The sequence below is a fragment of the Myxococcus sp. CA051A genome, from assembly GCF_013336705.1.
Classification (GTDB): Bacteria; Myxococcota; Myxococcia; order Myxococcales; family Myxococcaceae; genus Myxococcus; species Myxococcus llanfairpwllgwyngyllgogerychwyrndrobwllllantysiliogogogochensis.
On the sequence record NZ_JABUMS010000002.1, the window covers coordinates 590309 to 605820 of the forward strand.

Consider the following 15512-nt stretch of genomic DNA (forward strand, 5'->3'; position numbering starts at 1 on the left):
GCCCCCGTCCGGCCTTGGGGGTTCATCGGTCGCCCGCCATGGATGGGGGCTTTCGCCCCGCCTGGGAACGGGAACGAAGGGGTGAAAAGGGCATATCGGACCCGTTGAATTAATCGGGGCGCCCGTCGCCAGGCCCCCGTGGATCCTCACCGCGTGTGGCCGTCAGCCCGTCTGCTGGGGGCGGTGGGCCTTGGCCTTCGCGTGGGCCTTGTCGAAGCCCTCGTAGAAGCGCACGGCCTGCTCACCCACGCGCTGGATGTGCTGGTTGTTGAAGTAGGCCGTAATCGGCGCGGCCACCAGCGGCATGGCGCGCCCCAGCGTGTGCAGGCCGCCCTTTTCCAACATCAGCGCGGCGAGCTTCCCCAACACCTTGGGGCTGGAGCGTTGGATGGGCCCCAATCCGTTGGCGTAGCCGAACAGGTCGAGCATCTCCCCGCGCGCGCGCTCCGTCTTGAGGTTGACCTTGTAGAGCGTGGCCAGGTCGGTGAGCAGGATGATCTGCAGATAGGCCATGAACAGCAGGTCCGCCGGCAGGGCGATGAGTCCGAAGACGCCGCTGACTCCGCCCACCATGCTGGCCAGGTTCTTCTTCTCGTCAATGAGGCGCTGCGCCAGCTCCTTCACTTCCGCGCGGGGGTAGCGCTTCTCCAGCTCCGCCACCCGCACCCGGGCACGCTTCGTCTCCTGGAGGACGATGTCCGACAGCCGAGCCGAGCCGAGCTTCTTGAGCTCCGCCGGGGTCAGCTTCTTCATGAAGGCCAGCCGCTCGGCCACGCTGTCGTAGAAGCCCATTGTCGACGCTCCTCCAGGGGGTGGGTTTCCCGCGTCCTCTAATAACCCCGCTCGGCGAGGTAGAGGTCCACCAGCGCGCCTTCTTCGTACCAGGCGTGCCGCATCTCCACGTTGAACCAGCGCGAGTCCGGCTTGGCTCCTCGCACCTCGAGCTTTATCTGGTTGGGGGACGTGTCGATGACGGCCGCGCGCGCCTTGCAGGCATAACCCGGCTCCTCGCCGTAGCCACCCTCCAGGCAGACTTCGTCACCCACGGACAGTCGCCGGGTGTACTCCGTGGCCAGGTAGAGCGCCTCGTCGCAGCTGGAGCGCACCGAGGACTTCCCGTGCGCCACACAGCGCGCCTGGAGGGGCGCCTTGACGACGGGGATGGCTCCGTAGAGCGGATCCTCGTCATTGGGGTTGGGCCGGAAAGAGCCCACTGCGGAACAACCGGAGAGTCCCAGCGCGAGCACGCTGGCTCCCACCCACATCCGCCTCATCGTGGTGATTCCTCCGGGGCCATGGGCCCCCTCTAAAGGTGGGCGGAGCATGGCAAAAGGCGCGCGGAGGGGAAAGCCGGCGGAGGGCCTGGACCGCCGGTTCAGGCGAGGCGGCGAGCCGGCCCCGGAATCTCTTCCGTCTGTCCGGGGACGATGCGGTTCTTCGCATCGACGAAGACGACGGTGGGCTTCCAGGCGCGGGCCTCGGACTCCTCCACCTCCGCGAAGGTGGCGATGATGACCAGGTCCCCCGGCTTGTTGAGGTGGGCCGCGGCGCCGTTGATGCAGATGACTCCGCTGCCGGGCTCGCCCTCCAGGGCATACGTCTCCAGACGCGTGCCCTGGGTGACGTTCCAGATGGCGACCTTCTCGTTGGCGATGATGTCCGCCGCGCGGAGCAGGTTCTGGTCGATGGTGACCGAGCCTTCGTAATCCAGGTCGGCCTGCGTCACCGTCGCGCGGTGAATCTTGGACTTGAAGAGGATGCGGCGCATGGCGTGTGTCCCAAAGGGCGCCCAACCGTAACGGCAAGGGCGCCCTGGGACAACCACGAGGTTGCCTCCCGCCCGCTTGCTGCCCGGACGGGCGTTATTTCACGATGTTGACGAGCTGGCTCAGGTTGAGCGGCACGGACTGGGCGTCCGAGGTCAACTTGCCATCCAGGCTCAGCTTGGCGTTGCCGCCCGAGCGCAGGGCCATGGCCGCGGAGGCCGCCCGCGCGAAGTGGATGGTGAGCGGCAATGTCACCTGCTTCGTCCCACTGCCGTCGAGCATGCCCAGGTTGCCGGTGGACAGCGTGCCCACATCCGCCCCGGCGACCTTGAGCGCGCCGGTGATGCCGGCGACGGGCAGGGGGAAGCTGTTGCGGTTGGTGATGGAGAGCGGGAACTCCACCGTGGCGCTGGTGAGGCCGATGTTGGTGATGCGGGGCGGCTGGAAGGACACCTGCGGAATCTTGGGCACGTCGAAGGTGCCTTCCTTCTCGAGCGGGAAGTTCAGCACGCCGATGGGCGTCTGCACGCCGACGCTGCCCTGGGCCTTGTAGGCGGCGCGGTCCTTGTTGAGGAAGGTTTCGACGACGGGGGCGATGTCCGCGAACCTCACATTGGCGGGGAAGACCAGCTCGCTCCTGCCGTTGGCCTTGAGGTCCAGGCCCTTCTTGGGCTTGCCGGCCACCACCTGCTTGCCCTCGACGAAGAAGGAGTAGTCGATGCTCGCCAGCTCCAGTCCGAAGCCGTTGGGGTTGTTCACCTCGTAGACGAGGTCGACGGTGGCGTCGGAGAGCGACGCGCTGGAGAGCCGCGCCGTCTTGAAGGTGAGGGTGGGTTTCTTGAAGACCCCCTTCAGCGTCTTCTGCAGAGAGGCGCAGCCGCTGAACGTGGTGAGGGCAAGAGCGGCCAGGACGAGGACGGCGCGTTTCATCGTGGGCATGGGCGTATCACCAGACGGCCCCTCGCGGCGGGCATTCACGGCGTTGGCGAGGGGTGTACCGCGAACAGCACGGGTGCTATGCGTGGGGCCGCCGCACCATACATGGAGACGCCTGTGCCTGGTGTCTGGACCCACATTCCCTCCCTTGTCTGGCGTGGAGCCTGGCGCGCCTGGATGCTCGGGTTCGCGATGGTGGCGGTGGCCGCCTGCTCGCAGGGAAGCTCGCCCTCCCAGGGGCGCAAGCTGGAGCTGAAGCCCTGCCGGCTGGAGGGCCTGTCGCTCCAGGCTCAATGCGGGACGTACGAGGTCTTCGAGAACCGCGAGGCGAAGTCGGGCCGCAAGCTGTCCCTGCGGGTCGCCGTGGTGCCCGCCCTGGCGGCCCAGCCCCAGCCAGACCCCCTGGTGTACCTGGCGGGCGGCCCCGGGCAGTCGGCCACGCGGACGGCGGAGATGCTGTTGGCCGTGGAGCGCATCCGCCGCCACCGCGACATCGTGCTGGTGGACCAGCGGGGCACGGGCGACTCGAGCCCGCTCGACTGCGAGCTCCGTCAGAAGGAGGAGGGGCTGTCGGCGCTCTTCGACGAAGGCGACGTCCCGCGACGCCTCCACGCGTGTCGCGAGCGGTGGGAGGCGGACGTGCGCCAGTACACCACGCCCATCGCGATGGCGGACCTGGACGAGGTGCGCGCGGCGCTGGGCTACGAAAAGCTCAACCTCTGGGGCGTCTCCTACGGGACGCGCGCGGCGCTGGTGTACATGCGCCAGTTTCCGGAGCGGGTGCGCACGGCCATCCTCGACGGCGTGGCGCCCATGGGGCTGTACCTGCCCCTGTACATGCCGCGCGACGGTCAGCGCGCGCTGGAGCTGTTGCTGTCCCACTGCGAGCAGGACGCGGTCTGCGAGAAGACCTTTCCCAAGCTGCGCGCCCGCACGGAGGCGTTGCTGGCGAAGCTGGCGGAGGCCCCGGTGCGTGTGCGGGTGCCGCATCCGCGCACCGGTGTGCAGGAGGACGTCGTCCTGACGCAACAGGCCTTCCTGGGGGCGCTGTTGATGCAGCTCTACTCCGCGGAGGGGGGCTCGCTGGTGCCGCTGATGTTGGACCGGGTGACGCGGGAGGACTGGGCGCCCTTCGTCGCGCTGAGCCTGGGGGGCGGCGACACCCTGGACCGGACGATGAGCCGGGGACTCCAGTTCGCCGTCATCTGCGCGGAGGACGCGCCCTTCTTCACCCAGGAGGATGTGGAGCGCGAGGCGAAAGGCACCTGGTTCGGCGCGCTGATGGGCCTGGAGATGATGGCCGCGTGCGAGGGCTGGCCCCGCGCGACGCTGCCTTCGGGCTACCGCGACGCGGTGGTGTCGGACGTGCCCACGCTGCTGTTGTCCGGAGAGCTGGATCCGGTGACGCCGCCTGCCTGGGGGGAGGAGGCGAAGCGCACGTTGAAGAACGGTCTCCACGTCGTGGTGCCCGGGGTGGGCCACAACGCGCTGGTTGCCGACTGTGCCCGCTCGCTGATGGTGGAGTTCGTGGCCAAGGGCAACGTGGAGGGCCTGAAGCCCTCGTGCGGCGGGAGTCTCTCGCGGCCCCCCTTCTTCACCTCTTTCGCCGGCCCCGTGCCCTGAGGACGCAGCGTCGATGATACGAGCCACGAACCTGCACAAGCGCTTCGGGAAGGTGACGGCCGTGGAGGACGTGTCCTTCACCGCCGAGGACGGGATGATTACCGGCCTCCTGGGTCCCAACGGCGCCGGGAAGACGACGACGCTGCGCATGCTCTACACGCTGGTGCGCCCGGACCGGGGCACCGCGACGGTGGACGGCGTGGACGTGACGGCCCGTCCAGAGGACGCCCGGCGTGTGCTGGGGGTGCTGCCGGATGCGCGGGGCCTCTATCCGCGCCTCACCGCCCGCGAGCACGCGCGCTACTACGGCGAGCTGCATGGGCTGTCTGGCGCCGCGTTGGACAAGCGCGTGGACGAGCTGGTGGACCTGCTGGACATGAAGGAACTCGCGGACCGGCGCGCGGAGGGCTTCAGCCAGGGCGAGCGGGTGAAGGTGGCGCTGGCGCGTGCGCTGGTACATGGGCCTCGCAACGTGCTGCTGGACGAGCCGACCAACGGCCTGGATGTCATGAGCACCCGCGCGGTGCGCACGCTGTTGCGGCGACTGAAGGACGAGGGGCGCTGCGTCGTCTTCTCCAGTCACATCATGCAGGAGGTCGCCGCGCTGTGTGAGCGCATCGTCGTGGTGGCGCATGGCCGCGTGGTGGCGGAGGGGACGCCGGACGCCCTGCGCGCGAGCACCGGCAAGGACAGCCTGGAAGAGGCCTTCGTCGCGACCATCGGCAGTGAGCAGGGGTTGATGCAATGAGGCGCCTGATTGGCACTGTCTTTCGCAAGGAGCTGAGGGACTACCTGCGGGACCGGAGGACGGCCTCCACCTCCCTGCTGTGGGCGTTGCTGGCTCCGCTCCTCTTCCTGGTGTTGATCAACGTGATGGCCTCCTGGAGGAAGGACAAGCCCCTGGAGCTGCCCGTGGTGGGTCGCGAGCATGCCCCCAGCCTGATGGCCTTCCTGGGTCGCCTGGGTGTGACGCTCAAGGACGCCCCGGAGGACTACGAGGAGCGCATCCGCGCGGGCTCGCTGGACGTGGTGCTGTTGGTGCCCCAGGACTACGGCCGGGACTTCTCCTCCGGGCGCACCGCGGATGTGAATCTCATCATGGACAGCTCGCGCCAGTCCGCCCAGCGGTCGGTGCAGCGGGCGCAGCGGCTGCTTCAGGGGTACTCGCGGCACGTGGGCGACCAGCGGCTGTATGCGCGCGGCATGGCGCCAGAGCTGGCGATGCCAGTGCGCGTGGAGGAGCTGGACCTGTCCACGCCGGAGCGCACCGCCGCCATGGTGCTCAACATGCTGCCCTTCTTCCTGGTGATGGCCGCCTTCGGAGGAGGCATGCAGCTGGCGAGTGACACCATGGCGGGTGAGCGCGAGCGGGGCTCGCTGGAGCCCTTGCTGCTCAACCCCGTGCCGCACGGTGCCCTGGTCACTGGCAAGTGGCTCGCCACCGTCGCCATGGCGGGGGTCACCGTGGTGGCGTCGCTGGCGTGCTTTATCGTGGTGGTGCGACATGTCCCGCTGGAGGACCTGGGCGTGAGGGCCAACTTCGACGCCCCCGCCACCCTGGGCATGGCCGCGGCCATGCTGCCACTGGCGCTGGCCGTCTCCGCCCTGCAGATGTGGGTGGCCACCTATGCGCGCTCCTTCAAGGAAGCGCAGATGTACCAGTCCATGTTGATGGTGGTGCCCATGTTGCCGGGCATGATGTTGATGCTGTCGCCCATGCAGACGAAGTTGTGGATGTTCGCCGTCCCTGTGGTGGGCCAGCAGTTGCTGGCGAGCGAGGTCCTGCGCGGCGAGGTGCTGGGGCCACTGCCCTTCCTCATCGCCGCGGCTTCCTGTGTCGTGGTGACGCTGGTGTCCCTGCGTGTCACCACGGGGCTGCTCTCCCAGGAGCGCATCGTCTTCGGCCGGAGCTGAGAGGCCCACCGACAGTGTCGCCGAGGCGTCGGTTGGCGCCCCGGGTCGTCGAGCCTGGGTGACTTCGGCCGGCGGTTGGCTTCCAATGGGCGCGGATGACGCCCGAGAGAGAAGCCCTCCTGCCCCTGGCGCCGGCCTCCGTGGCCACCTCGCAAGGTGAGCCCCGATTTGGCACATACCAGGGTGAGCTGCCCGAAGTGGACCTGCCCAAGCTGCTGGGACGGTGGGCTCCGGCCCGCGCCACCCGGCTGCTCAAGCGCAAGCGGTGGCACTACACCTTCGTGGCGACGCAGGAGGTGGCCGCGCTCTTCGCGGTGGTGGACCTGGGCTACTCGTCCAGTGCCTTCGCGGTGGCGCTCGACCTGGCCGCGCGCAAGCCCTTGTGTGACGTGAGCTTCCTGGGCGCGCCGGGCCCCATGCTGTCGCTGGGCGACAAGCCCGGCGCGGGACTGTCCGCTTCCTTCAGGACGCTGGGCGGCAAGCTGGCCATCCGCCGGGGCGAGACGGACGAGCGCTACCAGGTGGAGGTGGACGTCAGCCGCGTGCGCACCGGCAGCCTCAACACCTTCCAGTGGGCAGGCGAACTGCTCGTCGCGGGTGGCCCTCCCGCGCTGACGGTGATTGCGCCCGTGCAGGGTGACGGGCTCGTGAATGTCACGATGAAGCGCAACGGCCTGTTGTCCTTTGGCAGCCTGGAGGCGGGCGGCAAGCGCTTCCGGCTGGACGGGGGCGTGGGCGGCATCGACTACACGCAGGGCTACCTGGCGCGGCATACGGCGTGGCGCTGGGCCTTCGCCGCGGGCCGGCTGGCGGATGGCACGCCCGTGGGCCTCAACCTCGTCGAGGGCTTCAACGAGAGCAACACCGAGGCCAATGAGAACGCGCTGTGGCTGGGAGACCGGCTGTACCCGCTGGCCCGCGCGCGCTTCGAATACGACACGAAGGACCTGCTCGCGCCGTGGCGGCTGACGACGGTGGACGGCGCGGTGGACCTGCGCTTCCAGCCCTTCTACGTCCACCGCGAGGAGCGCAACCTGCGCCTCATCATCAGCCACTTCGCCCAGCCCGTGGGCTTCTTCGAGGGCACGGTGACGGTGGGCGGCCAGACGCTCCAGCTCTCCAACGTCCCCGGCGTCACCGAGGACCAGGACATGCTGTGGTGAACGTGTCCCCCATGTCCTGCCCGCACTGCGGTCAGCCACTTCCCGAAGCGCGCATCGCCGCGTGTCCCCACTGTGGCCGGGACGTGAAGCCTTCCTTCGACAAGCCGCTGTTCTCCGAGGACACCGCCGAGTCCGCCCGGCGCACCGCCGAGTCCGCGGGCCGCGCCGTGCAGTCGATTCTGGAGGACCCTCGTCTGCGAGAGCGGCTTCCGGGCGGCTCGCTTCCGTTGCTCGGCTCGGGGCTGGTCGCCGCCGCCGTGCTCCTGCCGGGGCTCCCCATCATCGGCGGGAGCATCGGTCTGCCTTGGTCCGTGACGATGCTCGCGGGCAGCATCCTGCTCGGTGCCCGTGAGTGGAGCGCCGCGGGCCGCCCCGTTCCCCCGCCCCTGGAGAAGCTCGCCCAGGTGGCCTCGCACGCCGCCTTCCTGCCGCTCTTCACCGCGCTGGCCGTCACCTTCGCGTTCCTGTCCCTGGGCTTCGGACTGGTGCCGCTCGTCTGGGTGGGGGCCGCTGTCGTGCTGGGGTATGTGCAGTGGCGCGTGTTCCAGGCGTCCTCCGCCTCGGCACCCGAGCTGCGGCCTTCACCCGAGGCCTCGCGACTGAAGCGCTGGGTGTGCGCGGGCGCCGCCGTGTGCGCGGTGTCGATGCTGTTCTCCTGGGGCACGGGGATGCGCTCGTCCACGTCCCTGGGCGGCTACGGCTACGACGACAAGCTCGTGTACGAGGTGGACAACACCGGCCGCTCCACGGGCCACACGAATACGGACAGCAGGTACACGTGGAAGCCCGGCCTCACCAACACGTCCTCCTTCTTCGCGAAGTCGGGACGCGCCCGGCCCGGCGCGCCGCTCATCGTCCTGGCCCTCATGTCCCTGGGGCTGCTGGCCGCCGTGCCGCGTGCCCGTGACGCCGTGCCGCCCATGCTCCCGTACCTCCTGGCCGGCGTCGTCACCCTGTGGGGACTGCTCGGTCTGGGATTGCACGCGGGCCCGCTCCTCTTCCTGCTCGGCGCGGTGGCCATCGACGTGGCCCTGGTGCGCGCGCACCGCGCGGCGAGCAGCGGAGCAGGCGACGCACCTCCAGGGGGCGAGGATGCGCCGCCGGGCCCGGGTTCCGCCGAGAGCTGAGTCGCCTCGGCGGAAAAGGGCTCGCCCGGCTACGAGCCCCGGGCGCGACGTGCCTCGACGATGGCGCGGAAGGAGCGGCTTCGCAGCTCCTCCAGCGTGAGGCCGGTGGCCAGCGCTTCGTCCTGGCTGAGCGCGCCGCAGCTCAGGCCCCGGAGGAAGAAGTTGAGCAGGCCCTGGCCCGTCGCCGCGTCGTCGAACACGTCCCCCACCAGCGTCGCCTGGGCCGCCTTCTCCATGAAGGCCTTGAGGCGCCGGGTGGCGGTGTCCAGGCCCTCCAGGAAGAAGGCATACACGGCCGCGTAGCGCACGGGCAGCTGCGCGGGGTGCAAGTCCCAGCCCTGATACCACCCGCGCTCCAGCGAGTGACGGATGTGGCGATAGGACAGCTGCCACACCCGCTGCACCGACTCGCTGTTCTCGCGCAGCTGCGTGGGCAGCAGCGGCATGTCGCCCTGCTTCTTGTTCGGCGGCACGGGCATCACGTTCGTCGCGCCGTCGGCCAGCTGGATGCCGGTGCCCGCGAGGCAGACCTGCACCAAATCCCGCAGGAAGTCGCAGGCGGGGTGCAGCATGCTCTGCACGTGGGCGCTGACGCTGAGCGCGGCGGTGTAGTCATACAGCCCCAGGTGCACGCTGGAGCAGCGCCCCTCACCCGCGGCCACCAGCGCCGGCAGGTGCAGGCTCCCCTCTTTGTTGAAGAGGGCCTGGGGCGTCTCCACCATCAGCTCCAGCCCGAGCGCGCCGCGCGTCAGGCCGTGCTCCGTCTCCAGCACTTCCAGGATGCGGGCGAGCGCCGCAACCTGCTCGGGCACGGAGACCTTGGGCAGGGTGACGACGAACGACGGCGGCAGCTTTCCGCCGCTGTGCTCCAGGAGCGTGGTGACGAAGAGGTCCAGGGTGCGAGAGGCCCGCTCGAACAGCTCCTCGGTGAAGGACTTCACCCGGATGCCCACGTACGGCGGCAGCGAGCCCTGGGCCAGTCCCCGCGCCATCTCCTGGGCGGCGGCGACGGCGTGCGAGTCCTCCTCCTCGTCGGGACGGTGGCCATAGCCGTCCTCGAAGTCGATGCGGTAGTCCTCCACCGGCTCGCTTCCGAGCTTGTCCAGCACCCGCTCGTAGACGCGCTGGGCGAAGCGCCCGCGCTGGGGAAGGCCCAAGCCGTGGGCCAGCTCCGCCGCGTCCGGCGCGTAGGTCTTCATGGCCCCCAGGGCGAGGTCCCCCAGCTTCCGCGCCGCCTCCGCGCGGAAGAGGTGGGCGCCGCCGTACACGACGTGCACCGGCTGGCGACGGGGGGACTCCCCCGGGTACTCGCGCGCGAGCTCGGCGTTGGCCCGCCGGAGGGACTCGCGCGCGCTGGAGAGGCTTGCGGGCGTCAGGGTGGTCTTCATCGAGAGCCTCTCAAGAGGGGTGCGTCAGGGCTGGCGCTTCAGCCACGCGGAGACCTCCGGGCCGCAGCGCTCGCGCAGCTCCACGTCCTGCGACAGCCGCTCCAGCGTCTGCGCGGTGGCCTGGTTCGCGTCGCTCACCGGGTTGTCGCGCAGCAGCGCCTTCACCGCCTCCAGGTGCTCGCGCGTGCGCAGCATGCCCAGCGATTCCACGATGCGCCGCACCAGCATGGGCGCGCCGCCCGTGCGCGCGACGACGTCCTTCCACTGCTTGCGCATCTGCGCCCACCACGCGTCGCGGCCGGTGCGGTTGGCCAGGAGCCCCGTCACGAAGCTGGCCACGTCCTGCGTCTTCACCGTCTCCGAGAAGAGCAGCCCCTGCGCGCGCTCGGCCAGCGCCGGGTCCTCGAAGGCGGTGAGCGCCATCAGGTAGCGGCGCTGCGTGGCCGGGTCCGGCTCCTTCGGCACCTTCTGGAGGAACGTGTCGAAGAGGGCTGAGTCTCCCGCGCGCGCCACCATGGCCACCGCCACGTCGAGCAGGTTGGGCTCCAACGCGTCACGCTCTCCCTGGAGCATGCGCGCCACGCGCGGGCGGGCCTCCGCGAGCGCCTCTGGGCTGCGAGCCAGGCCTCCCACCGCGCGCACCAGCGCGGAGCGGCGCAGCTTCACCCGGTCCGACTCACCGGATGCCGCCTGCCAGCCCAGCTTCTTGAGCCCCGGGCTCAACAGCTTCTCCACCCACGCACGCACGCGCGCCTGGTCCTCGCCATCCACCAGCCGGTTCTCCACGTACGCGAGCCTGCCCACCAGCTCGTCCAGGACGGAGTCGTCCTCCTCGTTCCCGAAGCGCGCCGCCAGGTCCAACAGGTCCGCCACCGAGCCCCGGCCCGAGCGCACCAGCGCCCACTGGTCCTCCAGCAGGGCGATGCGCTCCGAGGGCGCCAGAACCTGGAGGTTCGAAGCCAGTCCCGCGAGCGACGCCTTGTCGTAGGCCATGCGGTAGAAGCCGGTGGAGCCCGCGTTGGCGCACAGCCACTTCACCGCGCCCGTGCCCTCCAGCTTCACGGTGGCCTGCTTGTCGCGGAACAGCACACGCTGCTCCCGCACGCCGGAGGCGTCCTCGTAGCGCAGCACCATGGGCACCGGCCACTTCTCGCCGCTCTCCACGCCCGGCTCCGAATAGAAGCGCTGCTGCGACAGCGCCACCTCGCGTCCCTCCACATGCGCCGTCACCAGCGGGAAGCCGCTCTGGCCCACCCACGCGGTGGCCAGCTCCTCCACCGGCTGCTTCGCGGCCGCGCCCAGCGCGTTCCACAGGTCTTCCTTCACCGCGTTGGCGCGCGCGTGCTTGCGCATGTAAAGGCGGATGCCATCGCGGAAGGGGCCTTCCCCGAGGAAGCCCTCAATCATCCGCAGCACCGCGCCGCCCTTCTCGTACGTAATCGCGTCGAAGCTCTCACCGGCCTCGCCCGCGTTGCGCACCTCGCCGTGGATGGGGTGCGTCGACTTGAGTGCGTCCAGGTACAGCGCGCTGGTGCGGTGCGAGTCGAAGTCCAGCCACATGCGCCACTCGGGGCGCCACTGGTCGACAATCTTGAAGGCCATCCACGTGGCGAACGCCTCGTTGAGCCAGAGGTCGTCCCACCACACCATGGTGACCCAGTTGCCGAACCACTGGTGCGCCAGCTCATGCGTCACGACTTCCGCCACGCGCTTCTGCACCGACAGGGGCGCGGTGGCCGGGTCCAACAGCAGGGTGACCTCGCGGTAGGTAATCAGGCCGGCGTTCTCCATCGCGCCCGCCTCGAAGTCCGGGATGCCCACCTGGTCCAGCTTGGTGAAGGCATACGGCAGGCCGAAGTAGTCCTGGAGCAGGGGCAGCACCGCCAGCGCCACGTCCTGGCCAAAGCGCGTCAGGTGCTCCTTCTCCTTCAGAGACCAGGTGCGCACCGGCACGCCCCCCACCAGCTGCGCCGGCGTGCCCACCAGCGGGCCCACCACCAGCGCGACGAGGTAGCTGCTGAGCACCTCCGTCTCCTGGAACGTCACCTTCGTCAGCGCGCCGTCCTTCTCCTCCTTGACGATGGGGCCGTTGCCCAGCACGGCGAGCCCTTCGGGCACGCGCACGCTGAGCGACCATTTCGCCTTGAAGGCGGGCTCGTCGAAACAGGGGAAGACGCGGCGCGCGTCGGCGGCCTCGAACTGGGTGGCGGCCACCTTGCCCGCCAGGTACAGGCCGCGCAGGCCGTCGGTGAAGGACCCCGTCCACCCGAGTTCCAGCGTGGCGGGCCCCTTGGGCAGCGGCGCGTCGAAGCTCAACACCACCGTCTCGCTCACCTCCACGGGCCGGATGGACGTGGGCTGGTGCCGCGCGTTGCCCGAGCGGAAGGACACCTCGCCCAGCTTCAGGGCGATGGCGTGGAGGATGATTTCGCGCGTGGGCTCGGCCAGCTCCACCTCGATGGTCTGCTGTCCGGAGAAGGACTTCGCGTCCAGGTCCAGGGTCAGCGTGGCCGCGTAGCGGTGGGGGCGAACGGCGGTGGGGAGCCGGAAGTTCTTGTCTTCGGTCGGATGCGCCATAGGGAGGCGGAATCTAGCCTCGCTCGCGGCGCGCGTTCCCACTTCTGTCACGCGGGTGCAAGAAACCTGTCGTCCGCCGGGTGGGGTGTCGTCCGCCACACCCTTACCGCCCCGGCTCCCCGTCCGGGCCCGCCTTCCGTCCGCGAGGGCCACGGCCCGGCACGAGCTGCTGGAAGAGGCTGGACTCCCGCTGGAAGAAGCCGTCCGTGTGGAACGAGTGGGGCAGCTCCAGCAGCAGGAAGTCCAGGTGGTGACACAGCTCGTGGAGGAAGGTGCGCAGGTACGTGCGGAAGGCCACCACGCGCGCCTGCTTCGCGGTGCGCATCCAGACCTGGAGTCGCGGCCGGCGCCCCGGCTCCCAGGCGTAGAGGCCGTGCAGCTCGCCCTCCTCGGACGAGGGGCGCACGTCCAGCACCTCCACCCGGACGCTGGGGACATCCAGCCGCTCGCACAGCGCCTTGCCCAGCCCCGTCGTGGCGCGCTCCAGCGGGCCCCGCTCACCCGTGGCCAGCGCTTCCCGGACCTCGTCCACCAGGGGATGCAGGGCCGTGGGCTCCCTCACCCGGAGGGCCGTCACTCCATCGCTCATCCGATAGGTGCGTCGCTGCTCGGGACTGAGGCTCTCGTAGTAGGCGAAGGGCACGGGGGGCGGCGGCACTCTAGCGAGCACGGCGCGTGGGCGCCTGCCTCCGACTCCAGGCCGGCCTGGGCGAACGGGGGCCCTCCTGCTCCGTCGGCCCGGCCGCGCTTCCTCGCCCTGGCTGTTTACCTTGCGATGGGGGTCGGAATGGCACTCACGCTGGGGCGCGCCGCCTGGGAGCGAGCGGTACTGCTCGCGGTGTCCTTCGAGGTCCTGAAGGTCGTCAGCTCCCACTTCGTGTTTCCGCCCCTGAGCAGCGCCATCCTCTGGCTGCCCGCGGGGCTGACGCTGGCGTTCCTCTTGCGCTCGCCCACGCGCATGTGGCCCGCCCTGCTGGCCGCCGTGTTCGCCGCGGAGCTGGGCTCGGTCCTGTCCCAGGGCCTGCCCTGGGGGCTTGCCGCGACGTGGGGGCTGGGCAATGTGCTGCGCACCTGGCTGGGGGCGGCGCTGATGCGTCGCTTGCTGGGTGGAATCGTCCGCTTCCATCGCGTGCGAGACGTCACGGGGCTGCTGGTGCTCGGGGCGGTGGTGGGGGCGCTGCCGAGCGCCACGCTGGGCGCGCTCGGCGCGACGAGGTGGTTGGGCTCCGCGTCGTTCGCGAGCGAATGGATTGTCTGGTGGCTCAGTGACGCGTTGGGCACGGTGCTCGTCGCGCCGCTGCTGCTGACGTGGTGGCCCGTGGCGCGCGCGACCTCTCCGCCGAGGCGACTGGTGGAGTCCGTCTTCATGATAGCGGTGGTGGCGCTCGTCGGCGTCCTGGTCTTCAGTGTCGAGGACACGACGGGGTCAGCGGCGCTCTCCACCACGCTGCCCTACGCGGCGTTTCCCCTGGTCATCGCCGCGGCGCTGCGGCTGGGGCCTCGGGGGGCGGCGAGCGCGTCCGCGGTGATGAGCGCGGTGGCGGTGGAGTACACGCGCCTGGACATAGGGCCCTTCGGGGCGCTGTCCGTGTCCGCGTCGGAGCGCGTCCTGTCCGTGCAGGTGTTCATGTCCGTGCTCAGCCTGACGGCGCTGACGGTGGCGGCCGTGGTGGCGGAGCGGCGGCGCGCGGAGGCGGCGCAGCGCGTGCTGGCCACCGTGGGCGGGGTGCTCGCCGAGTCCCCTGAATGGAGCGTCACGCTGCCTCGGGTGGCGCGGCTGCTCGTGCCCGAGCTCGCGACAGGTGTCGCCATCTGGTTGCAGAACGCCGACGGAGTGGTGGAGCGGGTGGCGGCGGCGGGCTGGACGCCCGCGCGCGAAGTGGGGCTGCGAGGACGGTTTCCTCCGTTGCCAGCGCAGGCAAGCGACTGGACGGGTCCGGAGGGCTCGGGGGTGCTGGTGCCGCTGCGAGTGCGCGGACAGGTGGTGGGCGCGCTGGCGGTGGCGATGGATTTGGAGGGGACAGGGCGACGCAGACGGGAGCACGTGCTGGCGGACGACGTTGCGCGCAGGTGCGCGATGGCGCTGGAGAACGCGCGGCTGCTGGAGGAGGCCCGTGAGGCCGTCGCCGTGCGTGAGGACTTCATCGCCGTGGCGGCGCACGAGCTGCGCACGCCGCTGGCCACGCTCACCCTGCGGGTGCAGGGGTTGATGGCGCTGCTGCGCGGAGGCACCGAGAACGGCTTCCTGCTGGAGCGACTGGAGGCCATCGCCCGACAGTCGCGACGGTTGACTCGCCTGGTGGAGAACGTGTTGGACGTCGGCTTGTTCAAGGCGGGCGGGCTGGAGTTGCGGCGCGAGTGGGTGGACCTCACCGCGCTGGTGGAAGACGTGCTGGAGCGCTCCATGGAAGAGGCGACGCGCGCCGGGACACCGCTGCGACTGACGGCCACGGCCCAGCGGGTGCGCGGGTGGTTGGACCCGGGGCGCGTGGAGCAGGCCCTCTCCAACCTGGTGTCCAACGCCATCAAGTTCGGCGCGGGGGGAGAGGTGGACGTGTCGCTGAGTCAGGTGGGAGGCCGCGCCCGGCTCGTCGTCACGGACCGGGGCATTGGCGTTCCTCCCGAAGCGGTGGAGCGCATCTTCGGCCCCTTCGAACGGGCGGTCTCCACGCAGGAGTACGGAGGCCTGGGCATGGGGCTGTACCTCACGCGCCGCATCGCGGAGGCACATGGTGGCTCCGTCCAGGTCAGCAGCACCCGGGGGGCGGGCGCTTCCTTCGTGCTGGAGCTGCCGGTGGAGCCGTCGCTTCCGCTCCTGAACGAAGACCCGGCGCGGCAGCCCCGCGCGGGCGCCTGAGGCGAGTCGCTGGGTGCCGGAGGCGCCTGTGGAGCGACTTCACGGCTCAGGGTGGGAAAGGGATTCGCCAGGGGGAGGGATGGCGCGTCTGGGGTGGATGTTCGCGAGCCAACGTCTGGCGGGGGCTCGAGGCAAGGCACGTCCATTGCTGTGGTGTGCGG

The 15512-nt window shown here is 70.3% G+C and carries 13 protein-coding genes; 6 read left to right on the forward strand and 7 right to left on the reverse strand.

The genetic code is table 11. The features are described 5' to 3' along the window. Positions 1 to 162: 162 nt before the first annotated feature. The 4 genes from HUA74_RS07860 to HUA74_RS07875 all read right to left on the reverse strand — a co-directional run bounded on the left by HUA74_RS07860 (position 163) and on the right by HUA74_RS07875 (position 2705). Positions 163 to 792 carry an EcsC family protein gene (locus tag HUA74_RS07860; RefSeq protein WP_174454022.1) on the reverse strand — a complete coding sequence of 210 codons (630 nt, stop codon included), beginning with the start codon at positions 790 to 792 and terminating at the stop codon, positions 163 to 165. A 38-nt stretch (positions 793 to 830) separates the two neighbouring features. Beyond that, on the reverse strand, positions 831 to 1274 hold the full coding sequence (locus HUA74_RS07865) for a hypothetical protein (protein ID WP_141642145.1): 444 nt from the start codon (positions 1272 to 1274) through the stop codon (positions 831 to 833). A 101-nt stretch (positions 1275 to 1375) separates the two neighbouring features. Beyond that, positions 1376 to 1768, reverse strand: a complete 393-nt coding sequence (panD, locus tag HUA74_RS07870) for an aspartate 1-decarboxylase (protein ID WP_141642144.1) — start codon at positions 1766 to 1768, stop codon at positions 1376 to 1378. Between the two features lie 94 nt (positions 1769 to 1862). Beyond that, positions 1863 to 2705, reverse strand: coding sequence for an LEA type 2 family protein (locus HUA74_RS07875; protein ID WP_141642143.1), 843 nt, complete (start codon positions 2703 to 2705; stop codon positions 1863 to 1865). 174 nt (positions 2706 to 2879) lie between these two features. On the opposite strand from HUA74_RS07875, the gene HUA74_RS07880 reads away from it, so the two are divergent. The 5 genes from HUA74_RS07880 to HUA74_RS07900 all read left to right on the forward strand — a co-directional run bounded on the left by HUA74_RS07880 (position 2880) and on the right by HUA74_RS07900 (position 8529). After that, positions 2880 to 4325: an alpha/beta hydrolase gene (locus tag HUA74_RS07880; RefSeq protein ID WP_254624964.1), complete on the forward strand. Its 1446-nt coding sequence runs from the start codon at positions 2880 to 2882 to the stop codon at positions 4323 to 4325. Between the two features lie 13 nt (positions 4326 to 4338). Beyond that, on the forward strand, positions 4339 to 5073 hold the full coding sequence (locus tag HUA74_RS07885; protein WP_174454024.1) for an ATP-binding cassette domain-containing protein: 735 nt from the start codon (positions 4339 to 4341) through the stop codon (positions 5071 to 5073). Further along, the gene (locus HUA74_RS07890) at positions 5070 to 6239 is read left to right on the forward strand and encodes an ABC transporter permease (protein ID WP_174454025.1); all 1170 of its coding nucleotides are present in this window, start codon (positions 5070 to 5072) and stop codon (positions 6237 to 6239) included. Before HUA74_RS07885 ends, HUA74_RS07890 begins: the two co-directional genes overlap by 4 nt. Positions 6240 to 6334: 95 nt before the next feature. Next, positions 6335 to 7402 carry a DUF2804 domain-containing protein gene (locus HUA74_RS07895; protein ID WP_174454026.1) on the forward strand — a complete coding sequence of 356 codons (1068 nt, stop codon included), beginning with the start codon at positions 6335 to 6337 and terminating at the stop codon, positions 7400 to 7402. Between the two features lie 11 nt (positions 7403 to 7413). Next, positions 7414 to 8529, forward strand: coding sequence for a zinc ribbon domain-containing protein (locus HUA74_RS07900; RefSeq protein WP_174454027.1), 1116 nt, complete (start codon positions 7414 to 7416; stop codon positions 8527 to 8529). A 29-nt stretch (positions 8530 to 8558) separates the two neighbouring features. Here the strand turns inward: HUA74_RS07900 and HUA74_RS07905 are convergent, their stop codons facing one another. The 3 genes from HUA74_RS07905 to HUA74_RS07915 form a co-directional block, all read right to left on the reverse strand. Then, a complete protein-coding gene (locus HUA74_RS07905) occupies positions 8559 to 9917 on the reverse strand; it encodes a phosphoenolpyruvate kinase (RefSeq protein WP_174454028.1) in 1359 nt (452 codons plus the stop codon). Between the two features lie 24 nt (positions 9918 to 9941). Beyond that, entirely contained in the window at positions 9942 to 12494 is a 2553-nt protein-coding gene (locus tag HUA74_RS07910; protein ID WP_174454029.1) for a M1 family metallopeptidase, read from the reverse strand. A 103-nt stretch (positions 12495 to 12597) separates the two neighbouring features. Further along, entirely contained in the window at positions 12598 to 13137 is a 540-nt protein-coding gene (locus HUA74_RS07915) for a hypothetical protein (RefSeq protein WP_174454030.1), read from the reverse strand. Positions 13138 to 13281: 144 nt separating this feature from the next. Between HUA74_RS07915 and HUA74_RS07920 the strand changes: the two genes are divergently transcribed. Further along, on the forward strand, positions 13282 to 15351 hold the full coding sequence (locus HUA74_RS07920) for an MASE1 domain-containing protein (RefSeq protein WP_174454031.1): 2070 nt from the start codon (positions 13282 to 13284) through the stop codon (positions 15349 to 15351). Positions 15352 to 15512: the final 161 nt, after the last annotated feature.

Excerpts from the sequence above, each read along its gene's own strand:
- HUA74_RS07860 (WP_174454022.1), bottom strand. The coding sequence starts at position 792 with ATGGGCTTCTACGACAGCGTGGCCGAGCGGCTGGCCTTCATGAAGAAG.
- HUA74_RS07865 (WP_141642145.1), bottom strand. The coding sequence starts at position 1,274 with ATGAGGCGGATGTGGGTGGGAGCCAGCGTGCTCGCGCTGGGACTCTCC.
- panD (WP_141642144.1), bottom strand. The coding sequence starts at position 1,768 with ATGCGCCGCATCCTCTTCAAGTCCAAGATTCACCGCGCGACGGTGACG.
- HUA74_RS07875 (WP_141642143.1), bottom strand. The coding sequence starts at position 2,705 with ATGCCCACGATGAAACGCGCCGTCCTCGTCCTGGCCGCTCTTGCCCTC.
- HUA74_RS07880 (WP_254624964.1), top strand. The coding sequence starts at position 2,880 with ATGCTCGGGTTCGCGATGGTGGCGGTGGCCGCCTGCTCGCAGGGAAGC.
- HUA74_RS07885 (WP_174454024.1), top strand. The coding sequence starts at position 4,339 with ATGATACGAGCCACGAACCTGCACAAGCGCTTCGGGAAGGTGACGGCC.
- HUA74_RS07890 (WP_174454025.1), top strand. The coding sequence starts at position 5,070 with ATGAGGCGCCTGATTGGCACTGTCTTTCGCAAGGAGCTGAGGGACTAC.
- HUA74_RS07895 (WP_174454026.1), top strand. The coding sequence starts at position 6,335 with ATGACGCCCGAGAGAGAAGCCCTCCTGCCCCTGGCGCCGGCCTCCGTG.
- HUA74_RS07900 (WP_174454027.1), top strand. The coding sequence starts at position 7,414 with ATGTCCTGCCCGCACTGCGGTCAGCCACTTCCCGAAGCGCGCATCGCC.
- HUA74_RS07905 (WP_174454028.1), bottom strand. The coding sequence starts at position 9,917 with ATGAAGACCACCCTGACGCCCGCAAGCCTCTCCAGCGCGCGCGAGTCC.
- HUA74_RS07910 (WP_174454029.1), bottom strand. The coding sequence starts at position 12,494 with ATGGCGCATCCGACCGAAGACAAGAACTTCCGGCTCCCCACCGCCGTT.
- HUA74_RS07920 (WP_174454031.1), top strand. The coding sequence starts at position 13,282 with ATGGCACTCACGCTGGGGCGCGCCGCCTGGGAGCGAGCGGTACTGCTC.